The 23622-nt window shown below is 63.3% G+C and carries 20 protein-coding genes; 8 read left to right on the top strand and 12 right to left on the bottom strand.

Features of this window, described 5'->3' with window-relative positions:
- Nucleotides 1–94: 94 nt before the first annotated feature.
- Nucleotides 95–1450, top strand: coding sequence for an adenylosuccinate lyase family protein (locus N436_RS01910; RefSeq protein WP_110740283.1), 1356 nt, complete (start codon nt 95–97; stop codon nt 1448–1450).
- A gap of 68 nt (nt 1451–1518) precedes the next feature.
- Nucleotides 1519–2820: a cation:dicarboxylate symporter family transporter gene (locus tag N436_RS01915; RefSeq protein ID WP_110740284.1), complete on the top strand. Its 1302-nt coding sequence runs from the start codon at nt 1519–1521 to the stop codon at nt 2818–2820.
- 138 nt (nt 2821–2958) lie between these two features.
- Here N436_RS01915 and N436_RS01920 read toward each other — a convergent pair whose 3' ends face one another.
- The 5 genes from N436_RS01920 to N436_RS01940 form a co-directional block, all read right to left on the bottom strand.
- A complete protein-coding gene (locus N436_RS01920; RefSeq protein ID WP_110740285.1) occupies nt 2959–4473 on the bottom strand; it encodes a DHA2 family efflux MFS transporter permease subunit in 1515 nt (504 codons plus the stop codon).
- A complete protein-coding gene (locus N436_RS01925; protein WP_110740286.1) occupies nt 4463–5608 on the bottom strand; it encodes an HlyD family secretion protein in 1146 nt (381 codons plus the stop codon). Before N436_RS01925 ends, N436_RS01920 begins: the two co-directional genes overlap by 11 nt.
- 196 nt (nt 5609–5804) lie before the next feature.
- Nucleotides 5805–7223, bottom strand: a complete 1419-nt coding sequence (locus tag N436_RS01930) for an efflux transporter outer membrane subunit (RefSeq protein WP_105945277.1) — start codon at nt 7221–7223, stop codon at nt 5805–5807.
- A gap of 104 nt (nt 7224–7327) precedes the next feature.
- Entirely contained in the window at nt 7328–8038 is a 711-nt protein-coding gene (locus tag N436_RS01935) for a helix-turn-helix transcriptional regulator (protein ID WP_105945276.1), read from the bottom strand.
- 466 nt (nt 8039–8504) lie between these two features.
- Complete coding sequence (locus N436_RS01940) at nt 8505–8948, bottom strand: acetyltransferase (protein ID WP_105945275.1); 444 nt, start codon at nt 8946–8948, stop codon at nt 8505–8507.
- Between the two features lie 264 nt (nt 8949–9212).
- Between N436_RS01940 and N436_RS01945 the strand changes: the two genes are divergently transcribed.
- The gene (locus N436_RS01945; RefSeq protein ID WP_105945274.1) at nt 9213–10139 is read left to right on the top strand and encodes a LysR substrate-binding domain-containing protein; all 927 of its coding nucleotides are present in this window, start codon (nt 9213–9215) and stop codon (nt 10137–10139) included.
- Nucleotides 10140–10183: 44 nt separating this feature from the next.
- On the opposite strand, the gene N436_RS01950 is transcribed toward N436_RS01945, so the two are convergent.
- Nucleotides 10184–10696, bottom strand: a complete 513-nt coding sequence (locus tag N436_RS01950) for an SRPBCC domain-containing protein (RefSeq protein WP_110740287.1) — start codon at nt 10694–10696, stop codon at nt 10184–10186.
- Between the two features lie 102 nt (nt 10697–10798).
- On the opposite strand from N436_RS01950, the gene N436_RS01955 reads away from it, so the two are divergent.
- The 4 genes from N436_RS01955 to N436_RS01970 all read left to right on the top strand — a co-directional run bounded on the left by N436_RS01955 (nt 10799) and on the right by N436_RS01970 (nt 15820).
- Nucleotides 10799–11713, top strand: coding sequence for a LysR family transcriptional regulator (locus N436_RS01955; RefSeq protein WP_110740288.1), 915 nt, complete (start codon nt 10799–10801; stop codon nt 11711–11713).
- 65 nt (nt 11714–11778) lie between these two features.
- A complete protein-coding gene (locus N436_RS01960) occupies nt 11779–12279 on the top strand; it encodes an RNA polymerase sigma factor (protein ID WP_105945271.1) in 501 nt (166 codons plus the stop codon).
- A gap of 49 nt (nt 12280–12328) precedes the next feature.
- Complete coding sequence (locus N436_RS01965; protein ID WP_110740289.1) at nt 12329–13270, top strand: FecR domain-containing protein; 942 nt, start codon at nt 12329–12331, stop codon at nt 13268–13270.
- 114 nt (nt 13271–13384) lie between these two features.
- Nucleotides 13385–15820 carry a TonB-dependent receptor gene (locus N436_RS01970; RefSeq protein WP_110740290.1) on the top strand — a complete coding sequence of 812 codons (2436 nt, stop codon included), beginning with the start codon at nt 13385–13387 and terminating at the stop codon, nt 15818–15820.
- 67 nt (nt 15821–15887) lie between these two features.
- Here N436_RS01970 and N436_RS01975 read toward each other — a convergent pair whose 3' ends face one another.
- The 5 genes from N436_RS01975 to lysA form a co-directional block, all read right to left on the bottom strand.
- Nucleotides 15888–16388: an HIT family protein gene (locus tag N436_RS01975; RefSeq protein ID WP_105945269.1), complete on the bottom strand. Its 501-nt coding sequence runs from the start codon at nt 16386–16388 to the stop codon at nt 15888–15890.
- Between the two features lie 105 nt (nt 16389–16493).
- A complete protein-coding gene (locus N436_RS01980) occupies nt 16494–18977 on the bottom strand; it encodes a TonB-dependent receptor (RefSeq protein ID WP_110740291.1) in 2484 nt (827 codons plus the stop codon).
- Between the two features lie 111 nt (nt 18978–19088).
- Nucleotides 19089–20024 carry a FecR domain-containing protein gene (locus N436_RS01985; RefSeq protein ID WP_110740292.1) on the bottom strand — a complete coding sequence of 312 codons (936 nt, stop codon included), beginning with the start codon at nt 20022–20024 and terminating at the stop codon, nt 19089–19091.
- 5 nt (nt 20025–20029) lie between these two features.
- Nucleotides 20030–20530, bottom strand: a complete 501-nt coding sequence (locus tag N436_RS01990; protein ID WP_060498830.1) for a sigma-70 family RNA polymerase sigma factor — start codon at nt 20528–20530, stop codon at nt 20030–20032.
- Nucleotides 20531–20641: 111 nt separating this feature from the next.
- Nucleotides 20642–21874, bottom strand: coding sequence for a diaminopimelate decarboxylase (gene lysA / locus N436_RS01995; protein WP_110740293.1), 1233 nt, complete (start codon nt 21872–21874; stop codon nt 20642–20644).
- A gap of 124 nt (nt 21875–21998) precedes the next feature.
- Here lysA and N436_RS02000 point away from each other — a divergent pair, with 124 nt between their 5' ends.
- Nucleotides 21999–22904, top strand: a complete 906-nt coding sequence (locus N436_RS02000; RefSeq protein WP_105945265.1) for a LysR family transcriptional regulator — start codon at nt 21999–22001, stop codon at nt 22902–22904.
- Nucleotides 22905–23017: 113 nt separating this feature from the next.
- Here N436_RS02000 and N436_RS02005 read toward each other — a convergent pair whose 3' ends face one another.
- Entirely contained in the window at nt 23018–23371 is a 354-nt protein-coding gene (locus N436_RS02005) for a hypothetical protein (RefSeq protein ID WP_009684028.1), read from the bottom strand.
- Nucleotides 23372–23622 lie beyond the last annotated feature (251 nt).

A 23622-nucleotide genomic window follows, 5' to 3' on the forward strand; every position in this document is an offset into this window, starting at 1 on the left:
TCATCGGTTGACAGTGTAACAGCGACAGGGCAAGAATTATGTACGGACATAAACAATATGTCCGATCAAAAACAACATTTCAGGATCCCTGCCCATGTCCACCACCGTTTTCGATTCCACCCTGTTCCGCGACATGTTCGGCACCGCCGAAATGCGTGCGGTGTTCTCCGACAAATCGCTGATCGAGCGTTACATCGAAGTGGAAGTGGCCTTGGCCAAGGCCGAAGCCCGCTGCGGCGTGATCCCTGCCGAAGCCGCCGTGCAGATTGCCGAGCTGTCGCGCTACGAAGCGCTGGACCTGGCACTGATGCAGCACGAGACCGAGATCGTCGGCTACCCGATCCTGCCCTTGGTCGAGCAGTTGTCGAAGCTGTGTGGCGAGGCGGGTCGCTACGTGCACTGGGGTGCCACTACCCAGGACATCATGGACACTGCCGTGGTATTGCAGGTGCGCGCCGCACTGGCCATCGTCGAGCGCGACATCCAGGCCGTGCGTGGCCTGCTGGCCGAGCTGGCGCTGCGCTACCGCGACACGCCAATGGCCGGCCGTACCCACCTGCAGCACGCGTTGCCGATCACCTTCGGCTACAAGTGCGCGGTGTGGCTGAGCATGTTCGACCGCCATGCCGAGCGCCTGGTGGAACTGCGCCCGCGGGTGGAAGTGGGGCAGTTTGCCGGTGCCGCCGGTACCTTGGCCTCGCTGGGCGACAAGGGCCTGGAAGTACAAGCCGCGCTGATGGACGAACTGGGCCTGGGCGTGCCGCAAGCCACCTGGCACGTGGCCCGTGACGGCCTGGCCGAAACCTTGAATTTCCTGGGCCTGGTCAGCGCCTCGTTGGGCAAGGTGGCGCTGGATATCATGATGATGATGACCAGCGAGCTGGGCGAAGCCTACGAGCCGTTCGTCAAGGGCCGTGGCGCCAGCAGCACCATGCCGCAGAAGCGCAACCCGATTTCCTGCGAGCTGATGTACGCCGCCGCCAAGGGCGTGCGCCAGCAGGCCGGGCTGATGCTCGACGCCATGATCCAGGACTTCGAGCGCTCCACCGGCCCGTGGCAGGCCGAATGGATCGCCATCCCCGAAGCCTTCGCCCTGACCGGTGCCTCGCTGGCCCAGGCGCGCTTCATGCTGGCCGGCCTGGATGTACGCACCGAGCGCATGCGCAAGAACCTGGACATGACCCAGGGCCTGATCGTGGCCGAGGCAGTGATGATGGGCCTGGCCCCGACGCTGGGCCGCCAGGTGGCGCACGACGTGGTCTATGCCGCCTGCCGTATGGCCAACGACCAGGGCATCAGCCTGTTGGACGCCTTGAAGGCCCAGGGTGAGGCCACTGCGCGCCTGGACCTGGCGACGCTGGAGCAACTGTGCGACCCGACCAACTACCTGGGCCTGGCGCCGCAGATGGTCGACCAGGCCCTGGCCCGCCCGGGTGCCGTTGCCCGCTGATACGCCCGGTGCCCGGCATGCCTGGGCCCCGACCTGTGCATACGTACAATAACAATGAGAACGCTACCATGGCTTCCACTTCGAAAAAGCCGCTGTACAAGGACCTGACTTTCCAGGTGCTTGCCGCGATGCTGCTGGGCATCGCTTTCGGTTTCCTCGCCCCCGAGCTTGCTGCCAAGTTCAAGATCCTCGGGGACATCTTTCTCAAACTGATCAAGACCGCTGTTGCGCCGTTGGTGTTCTTCACCGTGGTGCACGGCATTGCCTCGGCCGGTGATATCAAGCGGGTCGGCAAAGTGGGCTGGCGTGCGCTGGTGTACTTCGAACTGCTGTCTACCCTGGCGCTGGCGCTGGGCCTGCTGTGGGGCAACCTGATCAGCATTGGTTCGGGCATGCACGGGGCACACGCCAGCAGTGCCGCATCGGCCGCGGCCAGCGCTGCGGTCGCCAAAGGCCATGCGCCGACCTCGACCATGGATTTCATCTACAACATCTTCCCCGACAATTTCGTGGGTGCCTTTGCCGGTGGCCAGTTGTTGCAGGTGCTGGTGATCGCCGTGCTGTTCGGCTTTGCCTTGCTGGCCTTGAAGCATGATCGCCGGGCGGTGATCGAGGACGGCCTGAACCGGGTGTCGGAGTGCTTCTTCGAGTTCATCAACCTGATCATGAAGTTCGCCCCGCTGGGTGCGTTCGGCTCGGTGGCCTACGCGGTAGGCAGCAATGGCTCGGCGGTGTTGATGTCGCTGGCCAACCTGGTGCTGATGTTCTACGTGGCGGTCGCCTTCTTCCTGTTCGTGGTGCTGGGTGCAGTGTGCCGGTTGTCGGGGTTCAGCCTGTGGCGCTTCCTGAAGTACATCAAGGACGAGATTTTCATCGTGTTGGGGACCGCTTCGTCCGAGAGCGCACTGCCGCGCTTGCTGCAAAAGCTCGAACGCTTCGGCTGCTCGAAGCAGAGCGTGGGCCTGGTGCTGCCGACGGGTTATGCCTTCAACCTGGATGGCACCTCGATCTACATGTCGATGTGCGTGCTGTTCATTGCCAATGCCTACGGCGTGCCGTTGGGTTGGGAGCAGCAACTGGGCATTTTGGCGATCATGCTGGTGACCTCCAAAGGTGCGGCGGCGGTGTCGGGTGGCAGCTTCGTTGTGTTCGCTGCGACGGTAACGGCCATTGGTGTGCTGCCGGTTGAAGGGCTGGCGCTGCTGTTTGGCGTTTACCGCTTCATGTCGATGGCCATGGCTACCTGCAACACCATCGGCAACAGCGTGGCGACGGTGGTGGTGGCCAAGTGGGCGGGGGAGTTTACCGAACAGAGTGCGCGTGAAGAATATTCGCGGGTGCTGGGCCGCGCGCCCGGAGCGGCACTCTAAGCACATAGGGGCGTTACTTATTACCTTGTGGGAGCGGGCATGCCCGCGAAACAGGCGCCGCGGTGGATGGCACGGGCTGCGCCCGTGTTCGCGGGCATGCCCGCTCCCACAGGTACCGCGTAATCCGGTAGTTTGGTATCAAGCCTGCTGCCTGGTCCGCAACAGCAACGCCGCCAGTGCGCACCCGACCAACGCCAGGCACGCAAGGTAGAACGCATCACTGTAAGCCATCAGGTAAGCCTCCCTGCGAATGGTCCCCGCCAACCCTTCCAACACCTGCTGCTGGTGCGGCAACCAGCTCTGCACTGTCTGGTTGATACGTTCCTGCACACCAGGCTCGAACACCGTCACCTGCTCGTGAATACGCTCACTGTGAAAGCGCTCACGGGTCGCCACCAGTTGCGTCAACCCGGCCGTGCCAATGGCGCCCCCCAGGTTGCGCAGCATGGAGAACACCGCCGAGGCCGAGCCGGCCTCGCGCTTGTCCAGCCCGGCCACCGCCAGCACCGACAGCGCTACCATGATGAACGGCTGGCCAATACCCCGCACCACCGTGGACGGGATGATCACGTTGTCGGCACTGTCGGCGCTCAGGCTCGTCCCCAGCCAGCAACCCAGCGCCATGATCAGAAAGCCACTGGCGACCATGAACTTGGCGCTGGTCCAGCCCATCAGGCGTGGCATCAACGGCGCCAGCAGCAGCTGCACCACACCATAGGCAATCAGCGCCACGCCAACGTCGTGCGCGCTGAAGCCCTGCAACTGCGACAGGTAGTTGGGCACCAGGAACACCAGGCCGAATGTGGCGGCGCCAAAGATGAACATTGCCACGCTGGCGACACCGAAGTTGTAACGGCCAAGCAGCCGCAGGTTGATGAAGGTACGCTGGCCGAACAGTTGCGTTACCACGAACACCACCAGTGCGATACCGGCGATCACGCTCATGCCGACAATGAACGGCGAGCCGAACCAGTCCAGCCGGCCGCCTTCTTCCAGCACGATCTGCAGGCCACCCAGGCCGACCACCATGGCCGCGATACCCAGCCAGTCACCCTTGCGCAACAGTTCGAGCCTCATCGGTTTGGCCTCGATCGACCAGGCGATGGCGCACAGCAGCGCAATGCCGGGGAACAGTTGCAGGTAAAAGATCCAGCGCCATGAATAGGCGTCGGTCAGCCAGCCACCAATCGACGGCCCGGCCGCTTGCGCCACGCTGTTGGCCAGGCTGAACAGCGCCATGCCCATGGCCATCTTGCTGGCTGGCAGCTCGGTGATGATCAGCTGGAACGACAGCGGGATCAGCACCGCCCCCGCAGCGCCCTGGATAACCCGAATGGCAATCATCGCCTCCAGGTTGGGGGCCCATGAGCAGGCCACCGATGCCAGCAGGAAAACGAACGACCCCGTCCACATGACCCGGCGCAGCGAGAACACCTCCACCAGCCAGGCGGTCAGCGGAATCATCACGATTTCCGCCACCAGGTAGGCGGTGGAAATCCACGAGCCTTCCTCGAAGCTGGCGCCCAGCGAGCCGCGGATTTCCGGCAGGGCAGCGCTGGTGACGTGCACGTTCATGCCGGCCATGAAGCAGCCGAACAGGCCACCCAGCACCGCCACCCAGGCACGCAGCGAGACCGGTTGTTCAGTACGCATCGGTAACCTCTGCGGGGCGGGTGTCGACGGTGGTGACCACCGACATGCCGGGCAGCACCTGTGGGCCATCCAGCGGTTTGTCGAGCAGGATGCGCACCGGGAAGCGCTGGACGATCTTGGTGAAGTTGCCGGTGGCATTGTCGGACGGCAGCAGGGCGAAGACATTGCCGGAGGCTGGCGAGAAACTGGCCACATGACCGTGCAGTGGCTGGCTGGCGAAGGTGTCTACACGTATTTCTACCGGTTGCCCGGCGCGCATGTGGGCCAGTTGGGTTTCCTTGTAGTTGGCCACCACATAGGCCTGCTGCAGGGGCACCACGGCCAACAGTGGCTGGCCCGGCACCACATACTGGCCGGCGCGTACGCGGCGCTGGCCAACCACACCGTCGATGGGGGCGCGGAGCACGGTGTCCTGCTCATCCTGTTCGGCCAGTCGCTGGCGGGCCAGCGCGTGGGCCAGCGCTGCTTCTTTCTGTTTCAACGTGGCGTCGGCCTGGGCGGATCGTGCCTTGGCCATGGCCAACTGCGCGCGCTGTTCGCGCAATGCGGCCCGCGCGCCCTGCAGTGCGGCCTGGGCCTGCGAGGCAGCGGCACTGGCGCTTTCCAGGCGCTGTACCGTTGCGGCATCGTCACGCACCAGGCCACGGTAGCGTTGCATGTCCAGCTCGCTGCGCCGATGTTCGGCTGCAGCGCCCTGCACGGCGGCTTCTGCCTGCAGGATGGCGTGCTGCTGTTGGTTGATGCGCTCGGCCGCCACCTGCTGGCTGGCCTGGGTGGCGGTCAGCGCCGCCCGGGCTTCGGCCACGCCGGCCTGGGCCTGGTCGAGGCGGGCCTGATAGTCGCGGGCTTGCAGGCGCACCAGTACATCGCCGGCTTTTACCGGTTGGTCGTCATCGACCTCGACCTTGGCCACGTAGCCGGCGACGCGTGGGCTAAGGGCCACCCAGTCGGCGCGAATGTAGGCGTCGTCGGTGGTTTCCAGGTAGCGGCCGGTGGTGAGCCAGTAGCTGGTGGAGGCCAGTAGTGCGATTACTGCGAGGCTGCCACCTGTGATGTATGCCAGGCGGCGACGGATTTTGGACTTGGCCTGCTGCTCATCGGCAGTAGGTACGATTTGTTCTGCGGCAACATTCATGTTCGGTTATCACTCTTGAATAGTGGGGCTGCTGTGCAGCCCATCGCCGGCAAGCCAGCTCCCACCTCGACCTTGTTGATGTCACGACATGCTTCAGCCCATGGAACAACCATCAGGCATCCAGAGGCCTGCGCGGTCTCTGTGGGAGCTGGCTTGCCGGCGATGGGCCGCACAGCGGCCCCTGGGTTCTTGTTGGCTACCACCGCCCGCCCAAGGCGCGGAACAGGTTGACCTGTGCTTGTGCCAGGCGCCCTTGGGCCAGGACATGGCTACCCCGCAAGCGGATCAGTTCACGCTCGCTGTCGAGCAACGCCAACCCGTCCACGGTGCCGGCCCGGTAGTTGCTTTGGGCCAGGGCAAAGCCGCGCTGGCTGTGCGCCAGGGCCGCGTCCAGTGCCTGCAACCGCTGTCGCTCGCCGTCGTAACGCGCCAGCGTCTGGCGCACGTCTTTCAGTGCCCGCAACGCCACACCTTGGTAATGGGCCACCTGCGCTTGCTGCAATGCTTCGGCTTTGCCGACCCGAGCGCGGTTGGCCTTGACGTTGGGGAACTCCCAGCGGATCAGCGGGCCGATGCCGAACATCACCGCACGGCTGTCGCCCAGGTTGGCAAGGTGGTGGTCCGAGGACGTCAGCGACGCGCCGAAGCTGACCTTCGGGTACAGGTCGGCCCGGACGATTTCGGTCTCCAGCGTGGCAGCTTGCAGTTCCCGTTCGGCCTGGCGCACATCCGGGCGGCGTGCGAGTAACTGCCAGCCGTCGCCAACCGGCAAGGGCGCCGACAGCGAAGGGATGGACGTGCAGGTGCTGGCCTCGGCCAAAGAGGCCTGGCCGCTGAGCATGCCCAGCTCGTACAGCGCCATCTGCCGTCGGGCCTCCAGTATCGGCAACCGCGCCCGCACCTGTTCGCGCAGGCCCAGCAGGCGTTCGCTGTCCAGGGCCGTGGCAACGCCGGCCTGGTGCTGGCGCTCGCTGAGTTGCACGCTGTGGTCGAGGGTTTGCAGAGACTGGCGGGCTTCGACCAGGCGAGCCGTGTAGATGCACTGGTCGATATAGGCCCGGCTGGTCTGGGCCACCACCTGCAGGCGCAGCAGGTCCAGCGCGGCCTGGGTGGCTTCAGCCTGCACCTGTGCTCGCGCAATGGCGGCGCGTACCTGGCCCCAGACATCCACCTGGTACGCCAACTCGATGCCCGGGTTGAATTGCCATTGTGATGGCGCGTGGCTGTCAGTCGCTTCGGCCAGGGTCTGGTCATCGGCGCTCTTGCCGTACGTCGCGGCAAGGCCCACGGAGGTGGACGGCCAGCGCCTGGCATCGAATTCGCCGATGCCCGCCAGCATGGCCTGCACATTCGCTTCGGCCTGCTTCAGGTCCTGATTGTGCGCCAGGGCTTGCTGCACCCAGTGGTTGAGCTGTGAATCCCGGAACAGTGCCCACCAGCGCTCCGGCAGAGGTTGCTTGCTGGTGCCAGCCGGCAGGCTGGCCAGCGGGTCCGCTTGCAGTGCGGTGGGTGGCTCGGCCGGTGTGGGTTGCCGGGCGCAAGCCGCCAGCACGCTCAGCATGCCGATGGCGGCGCCAAGCCGGGCAGGAAAAGGGAATGATTGCAGTAGAGGCATCACACACGTCGCTTCAGGGGTGGTGATGCGAGGTTAACGATGGCGAGGCAGGCCTCGCTGCCGCAAGCAGGACAACCCTGCGCGCAAGTGGGACAACCTGTCAGTCAGTACCCGCGCGCGCAGCCGTTCTGCCAGTCGCTGGGGGCGTAACCGAGGATGCGCTTGAACATGGCGGCAAAGGCGCTGGCGCTCTGGTAGCCATGTTCCAGTGCCACATTCAGGATGGGCTGGCCGTTGGCCAGGCACTGCTGGCTGAGCATCACCCGGGCCCGGGCGCGCCATTCGCCATACGACATGCCCACCTCGCGCTGGAACAGCCGTGCCACGCTGCGGGCACTCATGTTCAGCTGTGCGCCGCATTGTTCCAGGGTCAGGTCCTGAGCCGGGTCCTGCAAGAAGCGCTCGCACCAGGCACGCAAACGCGCCTGGTGCGGCAGTGGCACAAAGGCATCGATGCGCCTGGCAGTGGCCAACTCACACTGGATCAACGCCCGCACGTGTTCGCCGTCTCGCAGGTCGAGCAGGCGCGCTGCAGCCAGGATCAGCTCGTGCAGCAGGCCGGACACCACGATCACCTGGCAATGCGCGACGCGTGCCTCAAGCAACAAGGTGCGCATGCTGACCACGCCCTCCATGCGAATGGCATGGCTGACACCGGCGGGCATCCATAACGCATGCCCGCCGGGGATCACCCAGCTACCGCCCTCGCTGCTGACCCGCATCACACCGCTGGCGGCGTAGATCAGCTGGTCTTCGGCGTGGCAGTGGCTGGCGACTTCATCACCGTGCCGGTAATCCATTCCCAGTGCTTGCATGTGGGCATCCTCGGTAGTGGATCCGAGTATACGGTGGTTGAGTGGTGCCCGGTTGCGAAGGGTTGCCGCATATTGGAAGTGGATTGTGCTTATGTTGCTATTTTTTTGTTAAATAAGACTTAAAATTGTTGGCGCGTAGGGATCTGCGAGTTTTCGTAGCAAAGAGTCCGACGCATTTGATGCGGCGTCTGTGAGATCGAGCGCCACGCGGGCGGCGCTCGTTTTCACAGGCGCTGGAGATGTTGTGGCAAGCATCTGCTGCGCGAAGGCGATATGGAGGACGACCACAAGTTCCTGGGCGCTGCCGATTAGCTCACAGCGTTGGCCAAGGCTTTGATGAACGAAATAGAGCTGACCAAAAATACCTTGCGCTGAACTGCTTTCCTTACGGCAGCAGCCTTGTCGGGGCCGCGTTGCGGCCCTTTTTTTTCACAAGGTGAGACCCCTTGCAACGCGTGCGTCGCAGTCACACCCTGTTGGGCAAGCCCATGTGCAGCAAGGGGAATGGCCGGCCCTCGCCATCCAGCGGCGAACGGCCTGTCTGGATGAAACCGTAATGCCGGTAGAAGCCCACAGCCTGCGGGTTTTGCTCGTTGACGTCGACACTCATTGAATGGCGCGATTGGCGGCCGAAGTCCAGCAGCGCGCGGCCAATGCCTTGCCCATGAAGGTCGGGGTCGACGAAGAGCATTTCCACGTGCTGCTCGTTGAAGCCGATGAAGCCCAGCGGCTGGTCATCCGTGTCGACTGCTACCCACAGCTCGACGGCCGGGAAGTAGATATCGCGCAGCTGTGGCAGCAATGCGTCGATGTCGGCGGGTTGCAGAAAGTGGTGCGTAGCGCGCACGGCGCGCAGCCAGATGTCCAGCAGCTGCGGGTAGTCGGCAGCGATGCCTTGGCGAATGATCATGAGGTCATCCTGAGTGGATTGATGGCGGGTGGGCGCGCCTGTGAGTGGCGGCCATGCAGGTGTCGGCATCATGAATGACCGCTTCGCGAATCAACGCCTGGGCGGTGCACGGCAGGGGAGGCCGGAAGGGAAGAGTGGGGAGGGTACCCGGATTGGGTTGTCTGGGCCAGCACCGGCGATACAAGTCTGCGCCTTTGACTCGGTCAGGATTACTGTCAATGCTGCAATTGAACCCGCAAAACAAGCATGGCCCCGGGAGCGCCAATGAACCGAAACGAACTGCGCAAAGCCGATATCAACCTGATGGTGGTGTTCGAAGCCCTGATGCAGGAGCGCAACCTCACCCGTGCGGCAGAAAAACTGTTCATCGCCCAGCCCACGGTCAGCGCCGCGCTGGCCAGGTTGCGGGCGATGTTCAACGACCCGTTGCTGATCCGTGTGGGCAACCGCATGGAACCGTCGGCCAGGGCCGAAGAGGTGATCAAGTACCTCACCCCGGCGCTGGATGCGATGTCCATCGCTCTCAGCCTTTCCCATGACTTCGACCCGGCGACCAGCAACATGACGTTCCGCATCGGTTTGTCCGATGACGTGGAGTCGGGCTTGCTGCCGCCACTGCTGCGGGCCCTGCGGGTGGAGGCGCCGAACGTGGTGGTGGTTGTGCAGCATGTGGATTACTGGCGCATACCGGATTTGCTGGCAGCAGGCGATGTTACGGTTGGCATCAGCCAGACCAGAGGGCTGCCAGCCAACGCCAAGCGCAAGGTGCTGCGCACCATGCAGGGCAGGGTGGTGCGGGCCGACAAGTCAGCCACCCCTCTGACACTGGATGAGTTTTGCGCCCGCCCGCACGTTCAGGTCTCGCCCACCGCCAATACGCAGGGCGTGGTCGACGACTGGCTGAAAGAAATCGGCCGTGAACGCAAGGTGGTGTTGTCGGTGCCGCAGTTCAGTTCATTGCCGGCAATTCTGGCCGGCACCGACCTGCTGGCCTGCTGCCCGGACTATGCCGCGCACGGCATGGAGCGCTGGGGCAACCTTCAGGCCGAGGCGCTGCCGTTCGAGGCCGCCGCGCTGGAATTGGCCATGGTCTGGTTGAGCACCACCGACAGCGACCCTGCCGAACGCTGGTTGCGCAGTCGCCTGGAGCAGTACATGGGCGGCGAGCGTGAGGTGGCCATCGGGCTCTGACTGCGACTGCCGGAATGTGGGGCCGCTTTGCAGCCCCAGTCAAATCAGCATTTGGCCTTGAACGCTGCCTGTGCCAACCCCTCGATCCAGTCCTGGTGACCATTGATCATGGGGTTGGGCTTGGTGCGGGCCAGCTCCGCAGCCGGTTTTCCTTTCTGCGTTTCTTGCGTGAGGATGCGCACCCGGTTGCCGGGCAGGTCTTCGATCAGCCAGGCGTGATGCACGTCCAGGCGCGTGTCGGCATCGCCCTCGACCCAGCCATGCCAGGCCACGCGTGCGGGTTGGCCTGGAGCAGGTGGCACATGCTCGGTAACTTGAGCCTCGACCGGGAAACCGAACGTGGTGAAGCGAAAGCGTGCGCCGTTGCTCAGGTTCGGGCCGGAGCCATCATGAAAACGGATGTCCGCTGCATTGCGGTAGTACGTTGGCCACGCCCGCGTGTCATCCAGTTGTTGCCAGACGGCTTCGGCAGTGAGGCCGGCGATGAAGATTTCGTTCGAGGCAAAGTTCTCGGTGGTGCCGGGCAGGTATTCGTCTGGCCATTCGATGTGATGCATGGTTGATCCTCGGGTAAGGGGCGCCTTGGCGGCTTTGACGAAACCATGGTGCGCGGCCACAATCCATAACGCCAATCACATCTCCTGAGCTAACCCATAAGCATGCGTAATATCAGGAACCTCGACCTGAACCTGCTGCGCACGCTCGATGCCTTGCTCGACGAAGGCAGCGTCACCCGAGCAGCAGAGCGTCTGGCGCTGACCCAGCCTGCGGTCAGCGGCATGTTGACCCGCTTGCGCGACAGCTTCGACGACCCGTTGTTTGTCCGTTCCCAGCGCGGACTGGTGCCCACTGCCCGTGCACAGGCGCTGGCCATTCCGATCAAGCGTGTGCTGGGCGAAATTGAAGGCCTGCTGCAACCGCCCGACTTTGACCCTGCCCAAGCCAGCCTCACACTTGCCGTGGCCGCCACCGACTATGCCCAGCGGACTTTGCTGATGCCTTTGCTTGCCGCGTTGCGCGATCAAGCCCCCGGTATACGCCTTGCCGTGCGTGCAATCGAAGAGCCACGGGTCGCTCAGCAGATGGCATCAGGGGAACTGGACATGGCCATCCTCACCCCCGACAGCGTCAGCCCGGGTTTGCAGGCCATGCACCTTTACGATGAGCAGTACGTCTGCGCCATGCGCGTTGGGCACCCAGCCACCGGGCACCTGGACCTCGACACCTTCTGTACGCTGGAGCACGCAATCGTCTCGCTGGGCAGCGGTGCCTTTCACGGCGTCAGCGATGAAGCGCTGGCGCGTATCGGCAGGGCGCGGCAGGTATGCCTGTCGGTGCCGAGCTTTCTGATGCTGCTGGAGGTGTTGCGCAGCAGTGACCTGATCGGTGTACTGCCCAGCCGCCTGGTGCAGCCGGGGGATGGCCTGCAGCTGGAGGAGCCGCCGCTGGCCATTGCGGGGTTCAGCAAGGTGCTGGCTTGGCATGAGCGCACGCATCATCACCCGGCGCATCGATGGGTGCGGGCGTTGCTTGCGAGTATCGGCGAGCAACATCAAGGCCTCATGCGTAGTTGAGAATTGTTAGCAACAAGTGATACCGTGCCGCCCATTACTCCGCCGCTGCGCAGGATGCTTGGCGAATGCCGCAAGATCGCGACCCTCTGACATCGACATTCCTGGACAACCGCGAAGCGCTGAAGGCTTACCTGGTGCGGCACTTCGGCAGTGCCACGATTGCTGACGACCTCACCCAGGAAACCTGGCTGCGCGTGGCCAGCCGCAAGGTAGGCGAGCGTATCGGCAACCCGCGTGCCTATATCTTCCGCATTGCCCGCAACCTCGGCATGGACATCCGCCGCCGCGAGGCCTTGGGCATCGAGGTGCAGGCCGACCCGGTGCTGGTTGAAGGTGTACCCGATGCCAAACTGGACCCGGCCCGCAAGACCGAGTTGAGCCGCGAGTTGCAACAGGTCATGCAGGTGATCGCCGAGCTGCCGCCGCGCTGCCGCGAAGTGTTCATCCTGTGCCGTATCGATGGCCTGGACCACCAGCAGGTTGCCGAGCGCCTGGGCATTTCCAAAAGCACCGTGGTTTCGCAGATGGTCAAGGCGATGCAGCGCATCGAGAAGGCAATGTCATGAAAGGCTGGTTACACTGCGCGCGTTTTAACTGCCACCTGCCTGCACTTGCATGATGAACGAAAACGACTCGCATACCCCCCTGGACCAGGCGCTGGAGTGGTGCGTGCGCCTGCAGGACGCGGGCGTGACAGCGGCCGAGCGCGAAGCATTCGCACGCTGGCTTGCCGCCGACCCCAGCCACCCGGCTGCCTGGCAGCGTGCCCGGCAGGTATGGGGGGTAGCCGGCGTGGCGGGCCATGCCCATGTTGCCGCCAGCCACACCCCGCTTCGGCGTTTGCCCCGGCGTAGGTTTGTAGGCCTGGCAACCGCAGCGGCGTTACTGCTGGCCTTTACGGTATTTGCCTCTTCTCCCGCACGTTGGGCGGATTACCGCACCGAGGTGGCTCAGGTGCGCAGCTGGACCTTGGACGACGGCTCGATCGTGCAACTGGCGCCGCACACTGCGTTGGACGTGAGCTTCAGTGCCGATGAGCGGCGGCTGCGCCTGTACCAGGGGGAGGCCTGGTTCAAGGTGGCGCCCAACCCGGCGCGGCCCTTTATCGTCGAGGCCGCAGGCGGTGATGTGCGCGCCTTGGGTACCGCGTTCGGCGTGCAGGTGCTGGAGGACGGCGCGAACGTAACGGTGACCGAGCACAGTGTGCGGGTCAGCCGTGCGGGGCAGCAGGCCGAAGCCGGGGAGGGCCAGGCACTGCACTACGACGCGCAGGGCATTGGCGCATTACGGCATGTCGACCCCGGCCAACAGTTGGCCTGGCGCGAGCAACGCCTGGTGTTTCGCGATGAGCCGCTGACGCAGGTGTTGCAGCGTCTGCAACCCTATTCCCGCGCGCACCTGCTGCTGACGGACAGCAGCCTCGCCCAGTTGCGGGTTACGGCTGCGGTGCAAGCGCGTGAAGCCGACGCGGCGTTGCAGAGCTTGCAGGTCATTCTGCCGATTCGTGTCACCACGGTGGGCCCGTGGCTGACCTTGGTACGCCCCGTACAACACTGATTGAAAAAAACTTGAAAACCGCGTCGTTGTGTTTGGCCGGTGGTCCGTCATTAGTCTTGATCGCAAACGAGAATGAATTGCGAGTATTGCCATCAGGACGGACTGGAAATTCGAATGCCCACCCCTAGCACCCCCATCAAACCCCTGCTGTTGGTCAGCGCCCTGAGCTGCGTTTTCACGCTCGCCGCCCTGCCGCAAGCACACGCGGCCAGCACCACCCAGGCGCAAACCCGCACCTACAGCATTGCCGCCCAGCCGCTGGAAGGCGCGATTGCGCAGTGGTCGGCCAGCAGCGGTATCCAGCTTTTTGCCGACGGCGCGCTGACCCGCGGCAAGACCAGCAGCGCCGTGAGCGGCCAGTACACGGCCAGCGCTGCACTGCAGCAGCTGCTGGCCGGTACCGGTCTGGGCTTTGTCATGGCCGATGGCAACCGCGCCTACCTGCAGCAACGCAATGACAACGAAACGGCAGTGCAGTTGGGTGCAACCACCATCCAGGGGCAGGGCCTGGGCATGACCAGCGAGCACACCGGCTCGTACACCACCGGTGCCATGCAGACGGCAACCAAACTGCCGATCTCACTGCGCGAAACCCCCCAGTCGGTTTCGGTCATTACCCGGCAGCGTATTGAAGACCAAGGCATGACGACGCTCAATGATGTGGTGAGGAACGCACCGGGGCTGACTTTGACCCAATGGGGCGCCGAACGGCCGCGTTTCAATTCCCGTGGCTTCGGCATCGAGAACATCATGTTCGACGGGCTGCCCGTCGCGTATGAAGAGGCGTCCTTGTCCACCGGGGCGCTGGCCATGTACGACCGGGTCGAAATCGTTCGCGGTGCGGCGGGTCTCATGGAAGGGGCCGGATTGCCCTCGGGCTCGATCAACCTGATCCGCAAGCGCCCTACGGTTGAGCCGCAGGTCATGGTGACGGGCAGCCTTGGTAGCTGGGACAATCGTCGTTTCGAGCTTGATGCAGGTTCTGCGCTCAATAGTGACGGTACGCTGCGAGGCCGCACGGTGTTGAGCTACCAGAACAAGAACGCGTTCACCGACGATTCGGGCAATGAACGTACTTTGCTGTATGGCATTGTTGAAGCCGACCTGAATGACGACACTACGGTCAGCCTTGGCTTGTCCTACAGCGATGAAAACAACCCCGGTGCCGACTGGAACGGCCTGGGTACCTACCCTGACGGCAGCTTCCTGCCCATTTCCCGCTCCGACCGCATGAGCCCGTCCTGGTCCTACTGGAACAAGGAAAGCAAAACGGTTTTCGCCGATATCGAGCACCGTTTCGACAACGGCTGGAAGGCCAAAGGCGCGGCCACCTACATCACCAGCGAAATGAACATGATGGGCACCTTCCTGGCCAACCCTACGGTTGATGCCAGCGGCAACCCGAGCATGTCGCTGCGCGGCGGCAAGTACGATTACGAGCGTAACCAGTCCAGCGTCGATGGCTACCTGACCGGCCCGTTCGATTTTGCCGGGCGGACCCATACGCTGGTGGTCGGCGCCAGCCATCGTGAAAGCGACTGGGATGACCGTGGCGGGCCGTTCGTGACCAATGGCAATTACGAACTGGTGCAGTTCAACCCCATTACCTGGGACCCGGGCTCGGTGGCCAAACCGGTCGGTGTCGACATGTCGCTCTACAACCGCCAGACCGAGGTTGAACAGAGCGGGGTCTACAGCACGGCACGCTTCAGCCTTGCCGAGCCATTGACGCTGATCGTCGGAGGGCGTGTCGACTGGTACGAGCAAGAGATCAAGAACACCTCGCACTTCAAGGCAAACCGTGAGGTCACGCCCTATGCCGGCCTGGTGTACGACCTGAACGATACCTACTCGGTGTATGCCAGCTGGACCCGGATCTTCCAGCCGCAGAACCTGGAGACCGCAAGCGGCACCCTGCTGGAACCGATTCAAGGTACCAACTACGAGGTCGGCCTGAAGGGCGAGCATCTTGGCGGCCGCCTCAATACCAGCGTGGCACTGTTCCAGATCGACCTGGAGAACCTGCCCGACCAGCTTCCGGCCAGCCAGTGCCAGGGTGGCACTACCTTGTGCTATGAGTCGGCAGGTGAAATCCGTAGCCGTGGTGTCGAGTTTGAAGTCTCCGGGGCGCTGACCGAGAACTGGCAGATGTCGGCCAGTTACACCTACAACACGGCCGAGCGCGTCAAGGATACGACCTACAGCCCGATTGGCTCGTTCACCAAAGGCAAGCGCTACGGCACCAACCTGCCCGCCAACCTGTTCAAACTGACCACCAGCTATCAATTGCCGGGTGAACTGGACCAGTGGCGGGTGGGCGGCGCGGTGCGGTCCCAGAGCCAGACTTACACCCAGTACGGTGTGCAGCAAGGCGGCTACACGCTGTATGACGTGTTCACCCGCTATGACGTGACCGCCAACCTGCAGGTCAATTTCAACCTGAACAACGTGTTCGACAAACGCTACTACTCGTCGGTCAGCTCCACGACCGGCAGCAACTTCTTTGGTGAGCCACGTAACTTCCTGGCGACTGCCCGCTACAAGTTCTGACGGCTCAGCTAAAAGGCGTACGCGTTTTCAAGGCGTTGTACAAGAAGACCGGAGGCTTCCATTTCAGTCAATACGGCGCGCAGCCGTCCAAGAATGCGCTGCGCAACAGGGTAATGGCTTCGTCCACTGAATACCCTTGTATCGCCGGTGGTTCAGGGCGCTCACAAAACTCACGCCAGACGTATAGCGTCAACTCGGCGCCGTCGGTTTGCGGTTGCACGCTATCGGTCCAGCCGAATGCCTGCAGCGCCCGGTATCGCTCGTCTGCCCAGAACAGCGCTTCGACCCAAGGGTAAACAGGGATGAAATGGAAGTGGATGGCATATCCCGCGTCATGGCCATACCGGCCCATGTACAAACGCGCCGGTTGCAGCCGTGCCTCCATCACCTGCTGCGTACGCGCCATGAGAATGCCCAGCTCGGCCTGGGCCTCCACGGGCAGGGCCGCCAGTGAGTTGACCGGCGCCCGTGCGCTGAGCATCAGGTAACCGGGCAGGGCGCTGTTCATGCGGTGGTTCAGCACCCAATGCCGGGTTTCGTGGATGATGAAGCGGGAGGGGATGTCCATATGGCTTTCCATGCGCGCCTTCGTCGCATCCTTTCAGGCCCCGAGGGCAAGGCAGTAAGGCTACAGCAATGCTGATGCTTTTCGCGATGCCCTGGTCGGTCAGCCTCAGAACGCCCCTTGCAACGTCACCATGAAGTTACGCGGTTCGCCATAGAAGTTGCCCCATGCCGGCGCGCCGATGGTGGAATAGTACTTCTTGTCGAACAGGTTGTTGCCGTTGAGGGCGACGGTCCAGTTCTGGTCAAGCCGGTATTGCACGCGGCCGTTCCACACGGTGTAGCCCGCCTGCTCGACGCGAGTGCCGCGCGTGGTGCGGAAGTTTTCGCTCTGGCTGTTCAGGCCGGCGCCGAGCGTCCAGCGTTCAAGTGCGCCGCCCAGTTGGTAGTCACCCCACACCTTGAGCATGTGCCGCGGGATGAAGCTGGAGGTGAAGGTCAGCTCGGTGGGGTCGGTGTCCTCGATGGTTTTCAGGTACTTGGTCTGGGTGTAGGTGTAACCCGCCAGCAGCTGCAGGCGCTCGATCGGCGAGCCGCTGATTTCGGCTTCGAAGCCCTGCGCACGGACCTTGCCGCTGTCGGTGTAGCAATAGCCGTCGCCTGACGGGCACGTCCCGACGAAATCGGTTTCCGCGCGGTGGTTCTCGATCGTGCGGAACAGGTTGAACGCCGTATTCAACGCACCCTCAAGCAGCTCGCCCTTGATGCCAATCTCGTAGTTGGCACCGGTCTTGGGCTGAAGTGACTGTTTTTCGGCGTTCTTCTTTTCGCTTTGCGGCTGGAAGATGTCGGCGTAGCTGGCGTAGGCGGTCCACTGGTCGTTCAGGTCATACAGCACGGCGGCGAACGGCGTGACCTGGCCGTTTTCCTGGCTGCGATTGTTTACCCAGTTTTCATAGCGCTGGGTGTAAGAATCGCTCTTGTTGCGGTACCAGCTGACTCGGGTGCCCAGTACCAGGGTCAGTGGTTCTGCCAGCTTCAGGCGCAGGTTGGCGTAGGTGCCATATTGGGTCGTGGTGGAGTCGGTGGGAATGCTACCGCCTCGCAGGGGGAGGACGAGGTAATCATCTTTGGACGGGTGCGGGAAGTCCGCCGATGGGGCGAACGGGTTCTGGCTACCGCTCAACCCCATCAGCGCGAAGTAGTCATGGGTTTTCTGACGGCTGGCGTTGGCACCGATGATCAGCTCGTGCTGCAGGCCGAAGGCTTCGAACTTGCCATCGACGTAGCTATCGAAGCCATAGTCGTCCTGGTCGTAGTCGAAACGGCCGGCATAGCGGCCGATGTTGGCGCTGGTGGCGCCGACCGGTACCGAACCTTCGGAATAGCCGTATTCGATGTTCTGGTTGTTGTGGGTGTAGACCGAGGCGAAGTTCAGCGTCCAGTCATCGTTGAAACGGTGCTTGAGGTCGGCAAAGCCGGTAATGCGCTGGCTTTGCAGGTCGTTCCAGCTAGCGCCCAGGCAGGTGGAGCGGGACAGCTTCAGGTCGCTGCCATCGGCATAGCGTGGCAGGCCGTGGTAGCACGGTGTGGCATCGACATCCTCGTAGGCCAGGCCAAAGCCCAGGGTAGTGTCGGGGTTGACATCCCAGTCGATGGCGCCGTACAGAATCTGGTCCTGGCGCTTGGCAATGTCATAGAAGTACTGGCGGTCCTGCAGCGCCGCTACGGCCCGGCCACGCACCGTGCCGGATTCGTTGAGCGGGCCGCCCACATCGACCTGGCCGCGGTAGTTGTCCCAGCTGCCGGCAGACAGGGTGACGGTGGTAGCGGCTTTTTCCTGGCCGCGTTTGCGCACGAAGTTGACGCCACCGGCGGAGGAGCCGGAGCCCTTCATCATGCCAGCCGCGCCCTTGAGAATTTCGACGCGGTCATAGAAGGCCATGTCGCTGGAAAAGCTGTTGGCCTGCACGTAGTTGCCACCCACATCCAGCGGCACGCCGTCGTACTGGTACTGGCCGTCCAGGTTGAAGCCGCGGGAATAGAAATACTTGCCGCCCATGGGCGAGTCGTACACGGTGATGCCCGGGGTCTTGTCCAGCACCTGTTCCAGGGTGTTGAGGTTCTGGTCGTCGAGCATCTTGCGGGTCATGACGGTGACCGACTGCGGGGTTTCCTTCAGCGTGTGCACACCCTTGCCGATGGTCACGGCGCGGGCGGTGTAAGACTGAGTGCCCTCGCTGGTCGCATCCAGCCGGTTGGCATCGATGTTCAGTGGCCCCAACTCCATTGCCGAGCCGTTGTCTGACGGCACCAGCACGTAACCGCCATTGCCCTGGCGCTGTGCCCGAAAACCACTGTTGCCCAGTAGGCGCACCAACCCTTCCTCAATGCTGTAGCTGCCCTCCAGGCCTGCGCTGTTCAGGTTGCGGGTTTGTTCGGTGTCGAACGAAATGGTGACGCCCGCCTGCACGCCAAACTGGGTGATGGCGTTGCCCAGTGGGCCTGCTGCAACATGGTAGGCGGTCTGACTCTGGGCCATTGCCTGGGCAGGCATCAGCAGCAGGCCTGGCGCGCTGGCCAGGGACATGCCGAACAGAACCAGGCGCACGGCCTGGCTCAGCGTGGTAGGGGTGGGGTGCAGGTGAGGCATTGGGTGATCCTTCCGTGTCATGGCAGAAAGTCGCTGTCGTCGCGGCTTGTGTCAGGGACGGACGAGAATCAAAATCAGCAAGATTTGAGCGAAAGTTTTTTCACCAGCCGTTCAGGCAGGTTCCACATTCACCCAGTAGCGGCTGAGGTAGCGCACCTTTACAGGCAGGGTTTTCGGCAGGTTGGCCAGCGCGATATCGGTATCGTCGATACGGAATGCGCCGGAAATGCTCATGGCCCGGATTGATGAGGCGCAGCGCAGCACGCCCGGCCGATAGCGGCCCAGCTCTTCGATGAAGTCGCCCAGGCGCCAGTCGTTCACGCTCAGCATGCCCTGTAGCCAGGCCGTGGAGTCGGCGGGCAGGGCATGGGCAAGGGTGAAGTCTTGCTGGTCAAAGCTGGTTTGCTGCCCGGCCTGCACGTGCAGCACCCGGTCAGGATGGCGCTGCGGGCGTACATCGACGCTGGCCTGCAACACGCCCACGCGTGTCTGCTGCGCCAGTTTGCGAACGCTGAACTCGGTACTGCGGGCCAGCACGCTGCCGTCGTCGGTGTGCACGATGAACGGGCGCTGCTGAATGTCGCTGGCCGGGCGCACGAGGATCTCCCCCTGGTACAGCTGGATTGCCCGCACTTTTCTGTCAAAGCGCACATCCAGCGCCGTACCCACGTTCAGTTCCAGCTGCGAGCCATCCGCCAGCTCTACAGCGCGCCGCTCGCCGGTACCGGTACGTTGTTGCGCCATCAAGGCGCGATAGGGCACCTGCTCGGTTGCCAGCCAGCCACCGCCGCCCATGGCCAGCAGCAGGCTCAGCACTTTCAGCACATCGCGCCGCTGCGTCTGCGCCGCGCCCAGGCTGGACAGCGCCGCGTGTGGCGGCACCATGGCCCATTGTTGCTGAAGCTTTTCAACGCGCGCCCAGGCAGCGGCATGCTGAGGGCTGGCCTGCAGCCACTGGCGCCAGGCGTGGGTGCGGGCTTCATTGCTGTCGCCATCGTTGAGCTGCACGTACCAGGTGGCAGCGGCTTCCAGGGTTTTGACGTCCATGCCGTTCAGCCTTCGACTGCCAGCAGGCAGCGGGTCATGGCCTTGATCAGGTGATTCTTCACCGTGGTGACCGACACACCGAAGCGCTCGGCCGCAGCACCGTAGGTCAGGCCTTCCAGTTGCACGGCGAGAAAGATGGCACGGGTCTTGGGGCCGAGTTCGTCGAGCAGGCTGTCCACGGCCATCAGCATTTCGATGATCGACAGGCGAACCTCGGGTGATACCTCCACCGGCTCCGGTCGCAGGGCCAGGGCTTGCAGGTAGGCTTTTTCGATGGCGCGGCGGCGCACTTTGTCGATCAGCAGGGAGCGGGCGATGGCGCTGAGGTAGCTGCGCGGTTCGCGAATGGGGAGCTGGCTGCGGGCCGTCATCACCCGCAGGAACGTATCGTGCGCCAGGTCGGATGCATCGGCTGCGTTTCCCAGGCGGGCGCGCAGCCAGCCTTTCAGCCAGCTGTTGTTTTCGCTGTATAGCTGGTGAAGGGCCTGGTGATCGAGCGTCGACATGGCGTCAAATTCGCAATATGAATAGGAATTGATCGCATTGTCGCGATGAGCCAAGGTGATTGCAAGGAGGGTTTGTCCATTGGGGCTGCGATGCAGCCCCAAGCACTGAGATTAGAACCCCGCCTCCAGGCCCAGCAGGTCCTGCACGGTCTGCCGCCGGCGAATCATGCGCAGCGCCCCTTCCTCGATCAGGAGCTCCGGCAGCAACGGCCGGCTGTTGTAGTTCGACGACATCGACGCGCCATAGGCCCCGGCATCGTGAATCACCAGCAAGTCGCCCACCTGCGCCTGGGGCAGGTCCTGTGGGGTCAGCTCCTGGTCGTCCTGGGTAAACACATCCCCTGACTCGCACAGCGGCCCGGCCACCACGGTCGGCTGGCGCGGGCGGTCCACTGGCTGGCCGTTGGCATCGAGCAGGGTCATGCCGTGGTACGCACCGTACATCGCCGGGCGCATCAGGTCGTTGAAGCCGGCGTCGATCATCACGAAGGTATTGCGCCCCACCTGCTTCACGGCGCGCACTTCGGCCACCAGGTAGCCGGATTCCGCCACCAGGAAGCGACCAGGCTCGATCTCCATGCGCACCGGGTGGCCGAGCATCGCTTCGATTTCCTTGCGTGCCACCGCCCAGGTCTGGGCGTAGCGCTGCAGGTCGACCGGTTTGTCGGTGCTGCGGTACGGGGTGGAGAGCCCGCCGCCGATGGAAAACGCTTCGATGTCCACGCCCAGGCGGCCAATCAGCTCGATCATCGAGCGAGCCACCTGCTCCAGGTGCTGGTAGTCCACACCGGAACCAATGTGCATGTGCACGCCCACCAGGTGCAGGCCATGGGCCTTGATGCAGGCCAGTGCCTCATCCAGCTCTTCGTGCCAGATGCCGTGCTTGCTGTTCTCGCCGCCGGTGTTGGTCTTGCGGCTGTGGCCATGGCCAAAGCCCGGGTTGATGCGGATCCACACACGGTGGCCGGGCGAGCGTTCACCCAGCTGGCGCAGCATGTCGATGGAACCCGCGTTCACTTCGATCTTCTCTGCTACCACGCGCTCCAGGGTCGGCCGGTCCAGCGCGTCGCAGGTCAGCACCACGCCGGCGGGGTCGCCGTCCACACTCGCACCGGCGGCAAAGGCCCGCTCCATCTCACCCAGCGACACCGCGTCCAGCACCAGGCCATGGGCACGCATCAGGCGCAGCACATGCAGGTTAGGGTTGGCTTTCTGGGCGAAGCGTACGGTGTCGAACACCTTCAGCTGCTCGACACGTTCGGCGATGGTGCTGGCGTCGTACGCCCACAGCGGCGAGCCGTGCTGGCGGACAGCTTCGGCCAGGAGGGAGAAAGGTGCGGTCATGGTGGCGCTACTCATATAAGGATGACCACGAGGATGAGCCAAACAAGGAATTCAGAAAAATAGCTATTTTTCTGACGGTCATTCATATCTGATATACCAATTGCTGACTTTGCCGGGTACTGCTGTGAAACTCTCCGTCCGCCATATCGAAGTGTTCCGCGCCATCATGGCCGCTGGCAGTGTGACCGGTGCTGCGCGCCTGCTGTTTACCTCGCAGCCCACTGTCAGCCGCGAGCTGGCGCGGCTGGAGCAGGTAACCGGGCTGAACCTGTTCGAGCGCGAGGGTGGGCGCCTGGTGGCGACTGCCCAGGCGTTGCTGTTGATCGAAGAGGTCGAGCGCGCCTACGTCGGGCTGGAGCGGATCGACCGTTTTGCCCAGGCCATTCGCAATTTCGAGCAGGGGAGGCTGGCCATCACGTGCCTGCCGCTGTTCTCCCAGACGTTGCTGCCCAAGGCTTGCCAGCGTTTCCACCAACAGCATCGGGGCGTGAGCGTGAGTATCCTGGCGCAGGAATCGCCATTGCTGGAAGAGTCTCTGGTGGCCCAGCAGCACGACCTTGGCCTGACCGAGGTCGAGCAGATACCGCGCGGTGCCTATGGCGAGCTGCTGTTCAGCGCCAACATGGTGTGCGTGCTGCCCGCGCATCACCCGCTACAGGCAAAAGCCGAGCTGGAACTTGCCGACTTTCATGAGGTGGACTTCATCAACCTGGCCTGCCTGGACACTTACCGCCAGCGCCTGGACCAGCACTTTCGCGCGGCGGGGGTAAACCGCCGCACGGTGATCGAGACCACCAGTGCCGCCTCGGTGTGTGCCATGGTCAGGCAAGGGTTGGGGGTGGCGATCATCAACCCGTTGAGCGGGCTGGAGGCGGCGCAGGGCGGGTTGCCGATTCGCAGGTTGCGGGTGTCGGTGCCGTACCAGGTGATGCTGATACGGCCGGATCACCGGCCGGCATCGGCGGCGGTGGAGCCGTTTTGCGAGGCGTTGCGGGTGCAGGCTAAAGAGATGCAACAAGCGTTGGCTTGAACCTTGTGGGAGCGGGCAAGCCCGCGAAGCAGGCGACGCGATGGATGGCACCGGCTGTGCCGGTGTTCGCGGGCACGCCCGCTCCCACAGAGACCGCGCTTGTGTTCAGGTAATCACAGCTCGCAGACGAAGGTCCCGGTCCCGGCCAGGATGTTCTCCAGGGTTTCTTTCACTTCATCCAGGTCGCTCAGGTCGCTGGTCAGGTTGATTTCCAGCACCTCATCCCCCTTCAGCGCATCGCGGTCGCCGGCGGCCACTTCAATCAGCAGGCGCTTGGCGCTCAGGGTCACTTTCAGCCCGTCCAGCGTCGATGGCTCGTCATCCAGGGTCAGGTCGACGGTGTCTTCGTCCGGGTAGCGGGTAAGCAGAAACATCTGGCCCTTGTCGCTGTGGCAGCACAGGGTCGCCATGTTGTCTTCCTCGTCATCGCAAGGGGTGGCGAAGAGCAGGGCGGTGTTGATTTGCATGAGCGGGCTCGGATCAAAGTGAATGGAAGGGAATTCTGACAGTCTTGCGTACAGGCATAAACGTAAAGTTACCGCCCCTTGACCGAAATTGTCGCAGCGCTGCAAGCCTTGATGACCGATCAGTCGTTAAGCTTCGGCGAGCCCTGGGCGTGCCCGCGCACGTTCAACGCCTGGTTTTACCGTCCGCCTTGCCACGGGTTGGCTATCGTTGATCCGTACACGGCGCACGCAGCGACGCTTCAACTATTACA

It is taken from the genome of Pseudomonas sp. RV120224-01b, assembly GCF_003208145.1.
Lineage (GTDB): Bacteria > Pseudomonadota > Gammaproteobacteria > Pseudomonadales > Pseudomonadaceae > Aquipseudomonas > Aquipseudomonas monteilii.